16 protein-coding genes are annotated in these 14276 nt (G+C 44.5%); 11 read left to right on the top strand and 5 right to left on the bottom strand.

The window, feature by feature from the left end; genetic code table 11:
- Positions 1 to 377 precede the first annotated feature (377 nt).
- Positions 378 to 2303, top strand: a complete 1926-nt coding sequence (locus tag L1D44_RS12575; RefSeq protein ID WP_239891107.1) for an ATP-dependent DNA helicase — start codon at positions 378 to 380, stop codon at positions 2301 to 2303.
- Here the strand turns inward: L1D44_RS12575 and L1D44_RS12570 are convergent.
- Positions 2296 to 2721, bottom strand: coding sequence for a hypothetical protein (locus tag L1D44_RS12570; RefSeq protein ID WP_220767522.1), 426 nt, complete (start codon positions 2719 to 2721; stop codon positions 2296 to 2298). The two genes, L1D44_RS12575 and L1D44_RS12570, sit on opposite strands and share 8 nt — an antisense overlap.
- Positions 2722 to 3073: 352 nt before the next feature.
- Between L1D44_RS12570 and tsaB the strand changes: the two genes are divergently transcribed.
- The 7 genes from tsaB to rnd all read left to right on the top strand — a co-directional run bounded on the left by tsaB (position 3074) and on the right by rnd (position 9727).
- Positions 3074 to 3790: a tRNA (adenosine(37)-N6)-threonylcarbamoyltransferase complex dimerization subunit type 1 TsaB gene (tsaB, locus tag L1D44_RS12565; RefSeq protein WP_220767521.1), complete on the top strand. Its 717-nt coding sequence runs from the start codon at positions 3074 to 3076 to the stop codon at positions 3788 to 3790.
- 50 nt (positions 3791 to 3840) lie between these two features.
- Positions 3841 to 4149 (top strand): hypothetical protein, encoded by a 309-nt coding sequence (locus L1D44_RS12560; RefSeq protein WP_239891105.1) that lies wholly within the window; start codon positions 3841 to 3843, stop codon positions 4147 to 4149.
- Entirely contained in the window at positions 4142 to 4885 is a 744-nt protein-coding gene (locus L1D44_RS12555) for a M50 family metallopeptidase (RefSeq protein ID WP_239891103.1), read from the top strand. The genes L1D44_RS12560 and L1D44_RS12555 overlap by 8 nt, the downstream gene beginning before the upstream one ends.
- 74 nt (positions 4886 to 4959) lie before the next feature.
- Positions 4960 to 5784: a methyltransferase gene (locus tag L1D44_RS12550; protein WP_239891101.1), complete on the top strand. Its 825-nt coding sequence runs from the start codon at positions 4960 to 4962 to the stop codon at positions 5782 to 5784.
- 8 nt (positions 5785 to 5792) lie between these two features.
- Positions 5793 to 6668, top strand: coding sequence for an alpha/beta hydrolase (locus L1D44_RS12545; protein WP_220767517.1), 876 nt, complete (start codon positions 5793 to 5795; stop codon positions 6666 to 6668).
- Between the two features lie 186 nt (positions 6669 to 6854).
- Complete coding sequence (fadD, locus tag L1D44_RS12540) at positions 6855 to 8522, top strand: long-chain-fatty-acid--CoA ligase FadD (protein ID WP_220767516.1); 1668 nt, start codon at positions 6855 to 6857, stop codon at positions 8520 to 8522.
- A 95-nt stretch (positions 8523 to 8617) separates the two neighbouring features.
- On the top strand, positions 8618 to 9727 hold the full coding sequence (rnd, locus tag L1D44_RS12535) for a ribonuclease D (protein WP_220767515.1): 1110 nt from the start codon (positions 8618 to 8620) through the stop codon (positions 9725 to 9727).
- 80 nt (positions 9728 to 9807) lie between these two features.
- On the opposite strand, the gene minE is transcribed toward rnd, so the two are convergent.
- From minE to minC, 3 genes are read right to left on the bottom strand one after another with little or no spacing between them, the layout of a single operon-like run.
- On the bottom strand, positions 9808 to 10068 hold the full coding sequence (minE, locus tag L1D44_RS12530; protein WP_202720173.1) for a cell division topological specificity factor MinE: 261 nt from the start codon (positions 10066 to 10068) through the stop codon (positions 9808 to 9810).
- 3 nt (positions 10069 to 10071) lie between these two features.
- Positions 10072 to 10881 (bottom strand): septum site-determining protein MinD, encoded by an 810-nt coding sequence (gene minD, locus L1D44_RS12525; RefSeq protein WP_220767514.1) that lies wholly within the window; start codon positions 10879 to 10881, stop codon positions 10072 to 10074.
- Between the two features lie 30 nt (positions 10882 to 10911).
- Positions 10912 to 11577, bottom strand: a complete 666-nt coding sequence (minC, locus tag L1D44_RS12520; protein WP_239891099.1) for a septum site-determining protein MinC — start codon at positions 11575 to 11577, stop codon at positions 10912 to 10914.
- Positions 11578 to 11697: 120 nt separating this feature from the next.
- Between minC and L1D44_RS12515 the strand changes: the two genes are divergently transcribed.
- The 3 genes from L1D44_RS12515 (at position 11698) to L1D44_RS12505 (ending at position 13665) form a co-directional block, all read left to right on the top strand.
- Positions 11698 to 11979 (top strand): YcgL domain-containing protein, encoded by a 282-nt coding sequence (locus L1D44_RS12515; RefSeq protein ID WP_239891097.1) that lies wholly within the window; start codon positions 11698 to 11700, stop codon positions 11977 to 11979.
- A gap of 42 nt (positions 11980 to 12021) precedes the next feature.
- Positions 12022 to 13017 (top strand): lytic murein transglycosylase, encoded by a 996-nt coding sequence (locus tag L1D44_RS12510; RefSeq protein ID WP_239891095.1) that lies wholly within the window; start codon positions 12022 to 12024, stop codon positions 13015 to 13017.
- A 207-nt stretch (positions 13018 to 13224) separates the two neighbouring features.
- Entirely contained in the window at positions 13225 to 13665 is a 441-nt protein-coding gene (locus tag L1D44_RS12505) for a YcgN family cysteine cluster protein (protein WP_239891093.1), read from the top strand.
- Between the two features lie 100 nt (positions 13666 to 13765).
- On the opposite strand, the gene dsbB is transcribed toward L1D44_RS12505, so the two are convergent.
- Entirely contained in the window at positions 13766 to 14275 is a 510-nt protein-coding gene (gene dsbB / locus L1D44_RS12500) for a disulfide bond formation protein DsbB (protein WP_239891090.1), read from the bottom strand.
- Between the last annotated feature and the right edge of the window lies 1 nt (position 14276).

Genomic DNA, 14276 nt, shown 5'->3' with positions numbered 1-14276 from the left:
CTGTGTCATGTTCGTTTCTCTCAATTGAAATCTGTGAGCTTTAATGGCTCAGAATGCTCAAGGCTTGCTTATTAGCCTAAGCGACTTGCTTGTCTTGGTATTTAAACTAATCAGTTTTAAAAATGATTGCAACCTCTTATTTCGGCAGATGAGTAAACTTCATCTAAATGTCATTTTTAACTGAAAATCGATAATAAACATGGTGCTTTTAAGTGCCTTGTTCTAAAAACAGGACAATGGTTAGTGAGGTTAGAAGTTTCGCAACTCTGGATCAAATAAAACAAAACAAAAGCTAATCTTGCCGAGCTAATTGAGATAAACTGCACCGCAATTTCTAAAAGCAAGCCTGCTTAGCTAAATTAAAGGTTCGTTACCTCTTGAATGTTCGATTAACACAACAAGTTGCTGCGGCATTTTCAAGCCAAGGTGTATTGGCTCAGTCGATAAAAGGCTATAGTCGCCGCGAGGTACAGGCCAAGATGGCTAAGGCCGTGGCGGAGTCAATTCATAGCCGCAATAACTTAGTGGTTGAAGCTGGAACAGGCGTAGGCAAGACATTTGCTTATCTCATCCCTGCGCTATTAAGTGGCAAGCAAGTGATAGTCAGCACAGGCAGTAAAAACCTTCAAGAGCAATTGTTTTACAAAGACTTACCAGCCTTATTGGCCATGCTTGGGCTAACACCTAAGGTGGCGTTATTGAAAGGGCGCAATAACTATTTGTGTCAACATCTAATGGAGAAGGAACTGTCGGGCGCAAGTTCGATGGAGACCCAAGTATTAGACGATCTTTTGCGGATCAATCAATGGGCGGGTCAGACGACGGATGGGGATATTGGCGGTTTAATGGCGGTGTCCGAAAACTCTCCCGCGTTGCCGTTAATTGTCAGTAGCAAAGAGAACTGCATCGGTCAGCGCTGCGACTATTACGATGAGTGCTTTACCCGTAAGGCTCGCAATCGTGCCATGGACGCCAAGGTTATTGTGGTTAATCACCACCTCTTTTTAGCCGATAGGATCATCAAAGAAACAGGCTTTGCCGAGTTATTACCAGATTCAGATGTGGTGATCTTCGATGAGGCGCACCTGTTACCCGATATCGCCGTAACTTACTTTGGTCAACAGTGCTCGACGAGGCAATTGTCTGAGCTATTTGAGAAGTTGATTGATATATACCGTCAAGAATTGAGAGATGCCAAGCAGATAGAGTTGCTCAGTGCCCGCTGCTCAGCGCTTTTAAACGAGTGGCATCAAGTGCTATTTGAGCTAGGCGATAACGATTGGCGGCGTTTGCTAGCGAATAAAGCGTTGTCGGTGCTCTCTTGGTCATTAATCAAAGAAATTAAAGTGCTACAGAGCCTGTTGATTGGTCATGCAGGACGCAGCGATAACCTCGACGATGTCATCGAAAAACTCGAAGTGCTTACCAACAAACTAGAGCTATTTTTCTTATGTGAGAACAATCAGGCGGCCTATAGTATCGATTATGGACACCGTTATTTAGTGTTGCGTATTGCGCCAATTGATGTGGCCAAAGAGTGTCGAAAACTGTTTGAGTCTAATGTTTCGTGGATTTTTACCTCGGCGACACTGCAAATTAACCGTGATTTGAGTTTATTTACGCGCCAGCTTGGCTTAACCCAGAGCCAAGAGATGTTACTGGAAAGCCCTTTCGATTATGCCAAAAATGCGCTTTTTTGCGTGCCTCGGCACTTATCTAGTGTGAATAACCATCATGCTGCGTTGACACAATTTGTCGATGTCTGCGTTAAGGCGATTAATGCTGCGAAAGGGCGCACCTTTATCTTGTTTACAAGTCACAGGATGCTCAACCTTGTCGCGCCAGCACTACAGAGACGTATAGCTTACCCTATCTTGGTACAAGGTCAGGCGGGTAAACAGAGCTTGTTGAAAAAGTATCGCCAACTTGGCAATGCAGTGCTGCTTGGCACTGGCGCTTTTTGGGAAGGCGTAGACGTGCGTGGGCGGTTACTTAGCTGTGTGATCATCGACAAGCTGCCCTTTATCTCACCGGATGATAATTTGTTCCGTGCTCGCAGTGAGAGCATTGAGCGTGAAGGTAAAGATCCCTTCAGTGAAATATCCTTGCCTCAGGCGGTGATCACCTTGAATCAGGGAGTGGGTCGATTGATCCGCGATGAAAAAGACAGGGGAGTCCTGATTTTGTGTGATAACAGAATCGTCAATAAACCTTACGGGCAGGCTTTTTTAAACTCCTTACCGCCCATGGCCAGAACCCGTGACCTTGATAAGGCGACTGCATTTTTAGAACAGATTAAGTGATCAGTAATATGACCAAGTAGATGGCGGTCAGTAAGATGAGGGCCAACAAGCAGCGCCGACGATAATTGAGCCCCTGTGGATTGAGTAAGCTTGGAAACAATAAAAAATTTAGCGGGTTAAATAAGGTTTTATGACTAATGATGGCAACCCCAGGATTACGACCGCGATAGAGCATTTTAGAAAAGTAGTAGAGGAATCGAAACAGCAGCACCGGAAAGCTAATGTATATGAGCAGTGTTAGCGTCAGTTCGACGGTCATTTCATACTCAGCAAACGTTAACATCAAGCCTTTCTGCCAAGCTTCCTCTAGGCTATTAGAAAACCAGATCAGTATAAAAATGGTCATTAGCATAGAAAAAATGACAAACAGTAGTGAGTAACGAAATAGACGAAACCAATCTATGGTGATCTGTCGCATTCTTCCTCCCTAGGCTTTGACCATGCGGTGAGCATGGAGGTTGTCTGTTATTAAATTTAGAGCAATTTTTCTGCTTTAGCGCTTTTTTAGCACGAATTAAAAGCAACGAATTACTGTTTTGGGCGTTGAGGTGAGCTGTCATAGGGGGGAATAATGCCGGGATTAAAGTATGAGGTAAGTAATTTGGCCTTAGGACTTAATGCTTTGGTTTAAGTTGGGGTATAATTGGCAAAATTGACATTAACCAAGTTGTGCATTGACTTGGCTTTTTATCATCGCCTTTTTTAATGCGAGAACTTTACAGATCGTTGCGATGGTAAATCAGATAAATAATAGGTTTGGTAAGTAATTCATGACAAAACAATCTAACGATACGACACAGCTGAGTATTTTAGCACTCGATACCTGCACTGAGTCGTGTTCTGCAGCAGTTAGCCATCTAGGTGTTGTTTATAGTGAGCAAGCCGATGCCCCCCGCGAACATAGCCAGCGCTTATTGCCAATGGTTAAGTCGGTTTTGGCTCAAGCTCAGTTGAAGTTGCAAGATGTCGATGTGATTGCTTACGGTCGAGGCCCTGGTAGCTTTACTGGGATCCGCATTTGTACCAGTATTACCCAAGGTCTAGCTTTAGGCCAAGAGCTCCCCGTCATTGGCATTTCAACCCTAGCCGCGATGGCGCAATCGGCTATCGATAAAGGGGCAAAGCAAGTTTTAGCCGCTATCGACGCGCGTATGGGGGAGGTGTATTGGGGGCAATATATCGCAGTTGACGGATTAGCCACTTTAGTCAATGAAGAAGTGGTTAGTGCACCTGAGGCTATCGTACTAAGCTTAGACGAGGCGTTACCCATCACGGCTTGTGGAACCGGATTTGATGCTTATCCAAAGTTACTTGAGTTAGTGCCTGTAATGGGACTCTGTGAAGAGGCTAAATTTCCAGAAGCGAAATATATGCTGGCATTGGCTCAAGATGGCGTGAATAAAGGTCTAAGTACATTGGTTGATGACTTAGCTCCGGTTTATTTACGTGATACGGTAACATGGCAAAAACTGCCTGGCAGAGAGTAGTGTTGCTTGCTAGCTCCTAAGCCTATATCGAGTTAATTAAGGACGATTAAATGCAGATCAACACCAATCCAGTTGTTACCAACAAGCTTGAGAGCAACAAGGCAACAGCCTCGGTGCAGACCCAGGCTGTTACTAGCGACAGTGTTGAGTCTGTATTGCCGACTAAGGCCCACCAAGCGCTCGTTATAAATGACTATCACGAAGATACAGCCGCACTTCAGTCGCGTCTTGGTGCCCATGTTGAATATGAACGCCATACTGGTGGCCAACGTGGAGCCGTTGCCCAATATCTGATTAATCAACACGCCGCAAAGCGAGAAGAGATCCAACAAATGGTTGGCATAGATACTTATGCCTAAGCATCAGCCGAGCTCGAGTCACGACAGTAGCTTGAGTCACTCGGCTCCGTTAGCAACGGCTTCAGGTGCTCCCGGTCGTACGCGCTTTTTGCTTGAACTCTTTATCGCCTTCATAGTCACTCGCTTGCCTTTTGTGAGTATCCCCTTTAAATGGTTAGAAAGTTATTTCCATGAGCTTTCACATGGGCTAGCAACGATTATAAGCGGAGGTGTGGTTAGTCATATTGAGCTGTTTCCCAACGGTGCTGGTTTATGTTTTAGTCAGGGAGGCTGGCCATTGCTGATAGGCTTTGCGGGTTACTTTGGTGCCGCGCTGTGGGGCTACCTTATCTTTATGTTTGCAACTTGGCCCCGGGGCATACGAGTAAGTTTTGCGATACTGGGCGGCGCCGTTGTACTGACGATTCTACTCTGGGCTCGAGATCTGCTCACTATTTCCATTCTTGTTACGCTGGCAGTGTTATTTTTATTGCCGCTAAAGCTTAAGCAAAATCAGTTTCTTGCTAGCGGTCTACGGGTGATCGCCTTGATGATAATTCTAAATGCACTTGCAAGCCCTGTTGTGCTACTCGGACTTGAAGGTCTGGGGGATGCTAACATGCTGGCTCAGCAGAGTTGGGTACCTGCTTGGGTTTGGGTCGGTGTCTGGTTAGTCACTAGTGCCTTGATGCTCTATCTATGTTGGCGCAGAGTGGATGGCGCGGCACAAAGGCGTAGTAATAAGATTAAAATGTAACTCTCTGTTTATAGTGGTTGGTTTTTTGTTAACCTGCTGTTAGGTTGATGCCTGTCATCAAAAGGGGAATTACAATGAAAAAGACAATGTTAGCGGCAAGCGTACTGCTTGTAAGCACTTGTAGCCTATCGTTATCTACCGCAGTAAATGCACATGAGAATCATGCTTTAGAAGCCGCAGTCAGTAGTGACTTCAGACAAGCTAAAAATAGTGCTCGTGATCAATACCGCCATCCAGAACAAACTCTTAGTTTCTTTGATATCAAGCCTAGCGATACCCTTATCGAACTTTGGCCTGGTGGTGGCTGGTACGCCGAAATTCTCGCTCCGTATTTAGCTAAAGATGGCCATTATATTGCGGGTAATTTCGACACTAATCCCAGTGATGAAAAGGCCCGCAATGGATACCGAGCAAAAGTAGGTAAGAAGTTTGAAAAGTGGCTAAAAGAACATCAGGCTAGTTTAGGTAACGCAACCACGGTGACCTTTGATCCTCCAAACTATTACACTATGGGTCCCGATAACAGTGCCGATGTGGTACTGACCTTCCGAAACTTGCATAACTGGGCAATGAAAGGCTATTTAGAGCCTGTATTTGAATCGGCTTATAAGGTGCTGAAGAGTGGCGGGACATTTGGCATTGTTGAGCATAGAGGCGAGCCAGGTGTGGATGCTAAAACTGGTTATATGGATCAGGCTGAAGTGATTAAACTTGCCGAGAATGCGGGTTTTACCTTTGTCGCCAGCTCTGAGGTGAACGCCAACCCTAAGGATAGTAAAGATTATCCAAAAGGCGTGTGGACACTGCCTCCAAGGCTAGCCCTTGAAGATCAAGACAAAGAAAAGTATCTCGCAATCGGTGAAAGCGATAGAATGACGCTGAAATTTGTAAAAAAATAAGAGTGTAGATGAGCTTAGCGCGTGAGTTTGGTGACGAAGTCAGTATTCAGTTGCCTCATATTAAATTGGCTGGACGTTTGTGGGGGGCGGCAGACAAGCCACTGATATTGGCGCTGCATGGCTGGTTAGATAACGCCAATAGTTTTCAACCTTTGAGTGACTATTTAACCGATTATCAAATTCTCGCCATCGACTGGCCGGGACATGGAGCCTCGGAGCATCGTCCCGGTGCTTATCCATTGCATTGGATAGATTACTTGTACGATCTCGATGCCTTGCTAGATGTACTCTCTATCAACCAGCGCCCCGTGGCCCTTTTAGGCCATTCCCTCGGCGGCATAATCGCGTCAGCCTACTCGGCAGCGTTTCCTAATAAAGTAGAAAATTTAATCTTGATCGAGGCTTTGGCCCCCCTCTATGAGGATGAAGTTAAAGCCAAAAAAAGGTTAGATAATAGCTTTCGCGGTCATCGACGTTTTCTTGCCTCAATGGCAAAACCAGTCAGTGTATATCGTGATATGGCGGTTGCCGTGCAAGCACGGCACAAATTAACCGCACTAGAGCTACAATGGTGCGAATTATTGACACAGCGCAATATGCAAACCCTTGATTCTGGGGTATGCTGGCGCAGTGATCCTCGTTTAAAATTAGACTCCCCTTTAAGACTGACTTTTTCGCAAGTCGATGCCTTAATGCAAGCCCATAAAGTCAACACTCTATTAATTTCTGGTAGCGGAGGTTTTTCTCAGTTGCGAGAGGCGATCCCTATGGCTAATCGTTGGTTTGAGCGGCTAAAAAGTGTAAAAGTCGAGGGAGATCACCATCTTCATATGGGAGGTGCCGAGGAGGTGTCTAATCTCATTCGGGATTTCTTAAAAACGTAAACAAAAAAGAAGCTAGGTTTTTTGTTTCATTTATGTGATGATAATCAAAATTTAAACGCTCGTATGATTTATTGGCGTTTGCAATAAATATAATGAATTGACAGTGTTTTAGCTTGCTTATTGGCAAGCTGCTAACGACCATTGCGGTATTGTTTCCACCGCAGGTGGAGATATTAGGAGATTTTTGTGGACCAACTTTGGATTAATAATCTACCAGATGATGTGCCTTCTGAAATTGATGTAGAACAATATGCATCACTTGTGGATCTATTTGAAACTTCAGTGGCAAAGTATGCAGATCAACCAGCGTTCGTGAATATGGGTGCAACACTGACCTACCGTAAGCTGGAAGAGCGTAGCCGAGCTTTTGCTGCCTATCTCCAAAACGAGTTAAAGCTAAATAAAGGCGACCGTGTCGCTATTATGATGCCGAACCTGTTGCAATATCCTATCGCTCTATTCGGTATCTTACGTGCCGGTATGGTTGTAGTGAACGTCAATCCTCTGTATACCCCACGCGAACTCAAGCACCAGCTAACAGATTCTGGGGCTAAAGCGATTGTTGTTGTGTCTAACTTTGCGCACACCCTAGAGAAAGTGGTTGCCGATACGCCAGTTGAAAGCGTTATCCTGACAGGACTTGGTGATCTCTTAAGCGCGCCTAAGCGTACCGTGGTTAACTTCGTTGTTAAGTACATCAAGAAAATGGTGCCTAAGTACCATTTGCCACATGCAATCTCTATGCGCAAGGCACTCTATAAAGGTCGCCGCTTACAGTATGTTAAGCCTAACGTGAAAAGAGATGATCTTGCCTTTTTACAATACACAGGTGGTACAACTGGTGTTTCTAAAGGCGCCATGCTTAGCCATAGTAACGTGGTGAGCAACCTTTTACAGGCTGACGCCGCGTACGGTCCTATGCTTGATAATGGTAAAGAATTCGTGGTGACGGCACTGCCGCTATACCATATTTTTGCATTGACGGTTAACTGTTTGTTGTTTATCCATAAGGGTGCGAATAACCTGTTGATCACCAATCCTAGAGATCTGCCTGCATTCATTAGTGAGCTAGACAAGCATCAGTTTACTGTTTTAACAGGTGTAAATACCTTGTTTAACGCGCTGGTTAATAACGAAGATTTTGGCAAGCTTAATTTTTCAGAACTCAAGCTATCGATTGGTGGCGGAATGGCTGTGCAGCGTGCTGTTGCCGATAAATGGCAAGGGTTAACAAAGACGCGCCTTCTTGAAGGTTATGGTCTGACAGAGGCTGCACCATTGGTGACTTGTTGTCCCTATAACCTAGACGGCTACAACGGATCAATTGGTTTCCCTGTTGCTAATACCGATATGCAGGTCCGTGATGACGCAGGAAATGTACTGCCTCAAGGCGAAACGGGTGAATTATTTGCAAAAGGGCCGCAGGTCATGGTTGGCTATTGGCAGCGTCCAGAAGAAACGAGTAAAGTTATCGATAAAGATGGCTATTTAGCTACCGGTGATATCGGCTATATGGATGATAAAGGTTACTTCTACATCGTTGACCGTAAGAAGGACATGATTTTAGTATCTGGCTTCAACGTGTTCCCGAATGAAGTTGAAGAAGTGGTTGCATTGCACCCTAAAGTGATTGAAGTCGCCGCAGTAGGTGTACCCCATGAAGTGTCTGGCGAGTTGGTTAAGGTATTTGTGGTCGCAAACGATAAATCTTTGACCAAAGAGGACGTAATCAAGCATTGTCGAGTGCATTTGACGGGATATAAGATCCCTAAGCTGGTAGAATTTAGAGATGAACTGCCTAAAACCAACGTAGGTAAGATCCTGCGTAGGGAATTGAGAGATGAGGTTAAGTAAGAATCCCCTCATCAGTCATTAAGTGGCGATTGCCACTTTTGGTTATACTAAAGCCGGCAATCGCCGGCTTTTGCATATTTATGGAGTAGACAACTTTGTTAGTGTTTCAATATATTGAAGATGATGCCAGTTTAGCGGCGCTTGTGGAGCAATACCAAGAAGCTGATTTATTGGTGCTAGACACTGAATTTGTTCGTACTCGTACCTACTATGCGCGATTGGGCTTAATCCAAGCCTATGATGGAAAGACGCTAGCACTTATCGATCCTTTAGCGGTCAATAATTTGGACCTATTTTGGCAGTTATTGACCAAAGAGGGCTGCGTAAAACTGTTGCATTCATGCAGTGAAGACCTAGAGGTCTTTGCACGTTACGGCCAGCGACAGCCTACGAATCTATTCGATAGTCAAATTGCAGCAAGCCTTGCTGGAATGGGTCATGGCTTAGGCTATGCAAAACTTGTCGAGCAGATGCTGGAAGTTAGCATTGATAAAGGCGAGTCACGTACCGATTGGTTAAAACGCCCATTAACGGAGGCACAGCTTAATTACGCCGCAAATGACGTTTATTATCTTTATAAGCTTTACCCGCAGCTGGTTAAGTTGTTAGAAGAGCAGGGCAGGCTTGATTGGGTTTATGAAGAAGGCGTACGTATGACGCAGGGGCGTTTAGAGACGCCAGCCCCTGAAACCGCTTATCTTAAGGTCAAGAATGCTTTCCAGCTTAGCTCAAATCAGCTTGCTGTATTAAGAGATTTGTCCCAATGGCGCCTTAAGCGTGCTCTACAAAAAGATCTGGCGTTAGGCTTTGTCGTTAAAGATCACGCCCTGATTGGTTTGGCTAAGAAACAGCCTAAGTCAACGAATGATCTCTATAAGATGACGGAGCTTACCGAACAGGAAAAGCGTATTCACGGTAAAGAGATTATTAAGATCATCAGTAACGTCAGCTATGATAATCCGCCTAAGCCTCTTGACGTTATCGCCCTTAAAACTGGATATAAAAATGCGTTTAAGAGCATCAAGACCTGTATTGCAGAGCAAGCGGAGTCGAAGGGAATTCCGTTGGAGTTATTAGGCTCTAAGAAGTATATTCATGAATATTTGCAGTGGGTTTGGGATGGCAAAAAAGGCGATAAACCTCTAATTTTAAAGGGCTGGAGAGAAGCGATTGTCGCTCAGCCGTTATCTGAGCTTAAGCTGTAATATCGTTAGTATTAATATCAAAAGAAAGCCCGCGAAAGCGGGCTTTTTTGTTAGATGTAAGCGTCAATACCGAGGGAGGATTAATTCTGCTCTGGCAAAGTGACATTTAGTTCAAGCACTGAGAAGTGGTCATCGGTCTGCTCGAGCTGAACTGAGACTTGATCGGGCCCGACTTGAACATACTTACGGATCACCTCGATGATTTCCTGCTTCATTTGAGGAAAGTAATCAGGGGCGTCACGCTCTCCACGTTGATGTGCAACGATGATCTGCAGTCGTTCTTTTGCTGTCACCGCAGTGCTTGGTTCCTTTTTCGTTTTAAAATAATCAAGAAGAGACATAAATTAGCTACCAAAAATTCGTTTTAAGAAACCTTTCTTCTCTTCCGTAAGAAATCGGAAAGGCAGTTCTTCACCTAATAACCTTTCTACAGCATCGCTGTAGGCCATACCCGCATCGCTTTCTTGATCGATAATGACAGGTACACCAGAGTTAGAGGCTTTTAATACGGCTTGTGATTCCGGGATCACGCCCAGTAGTGGAATCGCTAAGATCTCTTCGACATCTTGTACACTTAGCATTTCGCCGGTTGTCACGCGAGCAGGTGAGTAACGAGTCAGCAATAGATACTCTTTGACTGGCTCTAAACCTTCTTCTGCACGCTTAGATTTACTCTGTAACATACCTAAAATTCGGTCTGAGTCGCGCACAGAGCTAACTTCAGGGTTAGTGGTAACGATAGCGATATCGGCAAAGTAAAGTGCCATCATAGCGCCGGTTTCGATACCTGCAGGAGAGTCACAGATGATGTATTCAAAATCTTTGGCTAGATCTTCAAGAACCTTACCTACGCCTTCTTTAGTCAAGGCATCTTTATCACGAGTTTGAGAGGCGGGCAGAACAAAAAGATCCCCACATCGCTTATCTTTAATGAGTGCTTGATTAAGATTGGCTTCGCCATTGATGACGTTGACAAAGTCGTAGACTACGCGGCGTTCACAGCCCATGATTAAGTCTAGGTTACGCAGTCCTATATCAAAATCGATAACAACCGTTTTATGGCCTTTCATTGCAAGACCAGTGGCAATTGCAGCACTTGAGGTGGTTTTACCCACGCCACCTTTACCCGATGTGACAACAATAATCTGTGCCATTTATTATAATCCTTTCTATATTTGCGCTCTTTATAGAGGCAATGATTCAACCGTAAGCGACTCGCCCTCTAGACGAATGCAACCGCTTGGTGCGGCTCCGTTTTGCTGAAGGTTCTCAGTTAACCAGTATTGACCTGCAATCGATACCAGTTCTGCTTCAAGTTTTTTTGCCATGATAACGGCATGTCTGTCGCCCGACGCGCCAGCCATGGCTTTACCACGTAAAGTTCCGTATATATGGATACTGCCATCAGCGATCACTTCTGCACCATTTCCAACCGCGCCAACAATAATCAGATCGGCATTTTTTGCATAGATCTGTTGTCCTGAGCGGACGTTTTGTTTAACGATTTTGGTGGTCTTAGGCAGTTGAGGTTGTGAATTGGATTCTTTCCCCGATTTAACCGTGGCCAGACCAATCGCTTTAGCTTGTTTAGTGAGTTCAGTTGACGCACTTGTGATCCCAACGATGATCAATTGACGACTGGTTAATATCTCTTTTAATCCAAGTATGTCAAAATTACTCGTTTGAATGGCGCTCAGGTTGACCACTAAAGGTGCACCTAGAAAAAATTGCGGTGCAATAGCGAGCTTAGCATCTAACTCCGCCGCGATAACTGCCATATCATCACTGTTGATATGCAGTACAGAAAGAGTAAAAGAAGAGCCTTTTAATTCGAGGCTAGGTGTTTGCATTCCTGTATTGCTCTCTAGAAAAAGTCAGCGCAGGGCCGATATCCATTATATTCCTAACGGACCATGGTATAGTGTGCTCCCTTAGCTGGCAAGTTGAATAGTTTGGAAATTGAGTCGTATATGATCTGTGCAGTATATAAAAGCCTACGAAAGGCTGAAAGTTACCTTTTCGTTGAAAAACGCAACGATTTTGAGCGTGTTCCAGAAGCATTAATGGCGATGTTTGGCGAGCCACAATTAGTGATGATGTTGCCGATAGATAAAAGAGAACACTTGGGCTTTGCCGATATTAAAAAAGTGAGATCTGAACTGAAAGAAAAAGGATTCTATTTACAGTTGCCACCGCCTGTGGTTAATTTATTAGAACAACATAAGAAAGAGATAGGTTTTAATCCTGAGTAAGTCTGCGATTAAGTCTATTAAAAGCTCTCATAAAGGGGATTTATGGTTTTAGGGAAACAGATTCTGGCTTTAACCTGTTGTTTGAGTTTATTGCCCGTCACAACTATGGCACAAAGTGAAACTCAGGGCAGTTTTTCTGATTATGTTGCGGTGTTAAAGCAAGAAGCTGCAGATAAAGGTTTCAGTCAGCAAACCATAGATGCGGTTTTCCCTAAAATTAAGATGTTTAAAAAGGCCAAGGCCACCAAAAATAACCAGGCCGAAACACCCGTTACCCTCGAAACCTACCTACCGCAGGTAGTGCCTCAATCTAAGGTCGATTTGGCTCGAGCATTTTATAAACAGCATTACGCTGAACTCGAGAAAATTGGTAAACGCTATGGAGTGCAGCCACGTTTTATCGTGGCGTTATTAGGCATAGAGTCTAATCTGGGTCAGTCCCCTGCAAACTACCCAGTGTTATCCGTCACCGCATCTCTTGCCTATGAAGGCCAACGTGAAACATATTTTCGTTCGGAGTTTTTTGCGGCGTTAAAGATTATTGACCAAGGTGGTTTCAGTTTTGCTGATCTGAAAAGTAACGCGACTGGCTCTATGGGCAAGGCGTTCTTTTTACCTAGTGTTTACCTCTCCTATGCCCAAGACGGCGATGGAGATGGTAAGAAGGACATATGGGGTAATAGCAGTGATGCTTTAGCGTCTGTGGCTTATTATCTACAGCAGACTGGCTGGAAAGAGTCAGAAACTTGGGGCCGGCAAGTCTGGGTTCCTAAGCAGTTTGTGCCGTCAGTTGCCAGCCTAAGCGTCAAGAAAACGTTCAATGAGTGGCAAGCGCTGGGAGTGAGGCGTTTCGATGGCAGTGACTTACCTAAACGGGAAGATATGCAGATCTCCATGGTGATGCCCGATGGCATAAATGGTCGTAAATACCTAGTTTATGATAATTACCGGGGACTACTGCAGTGGAACGCGTCGGACTATTTTGCCATTTCAGTAACTTATCTTTCAGAAAGAATTAAATATCCTCCGATCATCTAATTTTTCACCTGCGATGAGTGAGTACAAATAAATAGCGGCCTTGGCCGCTATTTTTGTATAGATAAGTCGCTGTTGATTTAATTTTGACCATCAAGGTCACAAATTTTAATTCGATTCATATCGACCGTCTTGCCACTAGTGCACCGAGTGGCGTGTGCGTTGTATAATGCGCGGCTAATCGGTTTATATGAGTAGATGATTTTAAGCATGGCGTTTTGGAATGAAAAAACCTTAGCACAGATGAGCACCCAAGAGTGGGAGTCATTATGTGATGGTTGTGGTAAGTGTTGTTTGAATAAATTAATCGACGATGAAACCGAAGATCTTTATTACACAAATGCCGCTTGTCAGTTACTCGATAATAAAGCAGGCCACTGTAAAAGCTATGAGCAGCGTTTTAAGTTTGTTCCGAGCTGCACTAAGGTTACCGTAGATAATATTGAATCATTGACTTGGTTACCCGATAGCTGCGCTTATCGACGCTTATTTATGGGGAGAGAGTTGCCGAGCTGGCATCCGCTGAGAACGGGATCAAAAGAGGCGATGATCTTGGCTGGCATGTCGGTTGCGGGTAAGGTGACCTGCGAAACTAAGATCCGAGATATCGAAGATCACATTGTTCTTTGGCCAATGAAAGACGTTGAATAGTCAAGATCCGAAGTAAAAAAACGCCCTATTCAATAGGGCGTTTTTGTATCAATCTTTTATCGATGACAAATGTCTCTATGGCAAATATCTACGCCAGTGGTTAAACAGACTTCTTCAACGCTGGAATAAAGAAGATAGCTAGTGCCAGCAGATAGCCGCTAAAGGCGACAATCATCCATTGCCCCATAGTCACCCCCATAAACTCCCAAGGAATATCTGTACACATGCCTGTAGGCATAAATAGAGAGGGCAACCATTCATGGAGTTGGAGCCAACTTGGGAACTCAGGAAGATATGAGCAGGTTGCAAACGGAGACGGGTTCATCTGCATATCGACAAGCTCCAATGCGAGCTTTAACCCCCAAATAGCACTCACACCCCAAACAACAACGCCAATAGCGCGAGCAATACGAGAGCGGTAACCTACAACACCAATGATCCCGGCAAAGAGTAAACCAAAAACCGCTACGCGTTGATAGATACACATAACGCAAGGATCAAGCTTCATGACATGTTGGAAAAATAGTGCAGCCAGTTCTAGGGCTATTGCAGACATCATCAGGATTAGCCAAGCGGCTTTTGAGTGGGAAAAACGAATTAGTGCATTCAAC

Source organism: Shewanella sp. Isolate13 (genome assembly GCF_022398325.1).
Taxonomy (GTDB): domain Bacteria; phylum Pseudomonadota; class Gammaproteobacteria; order Enterobacterales; family Shewanellaceae; genus Shewanella.
Note: the sequence above shows the minus strand (reverse complement) of the source record. Positions and strands in the feature narration are given on the sequence as shown.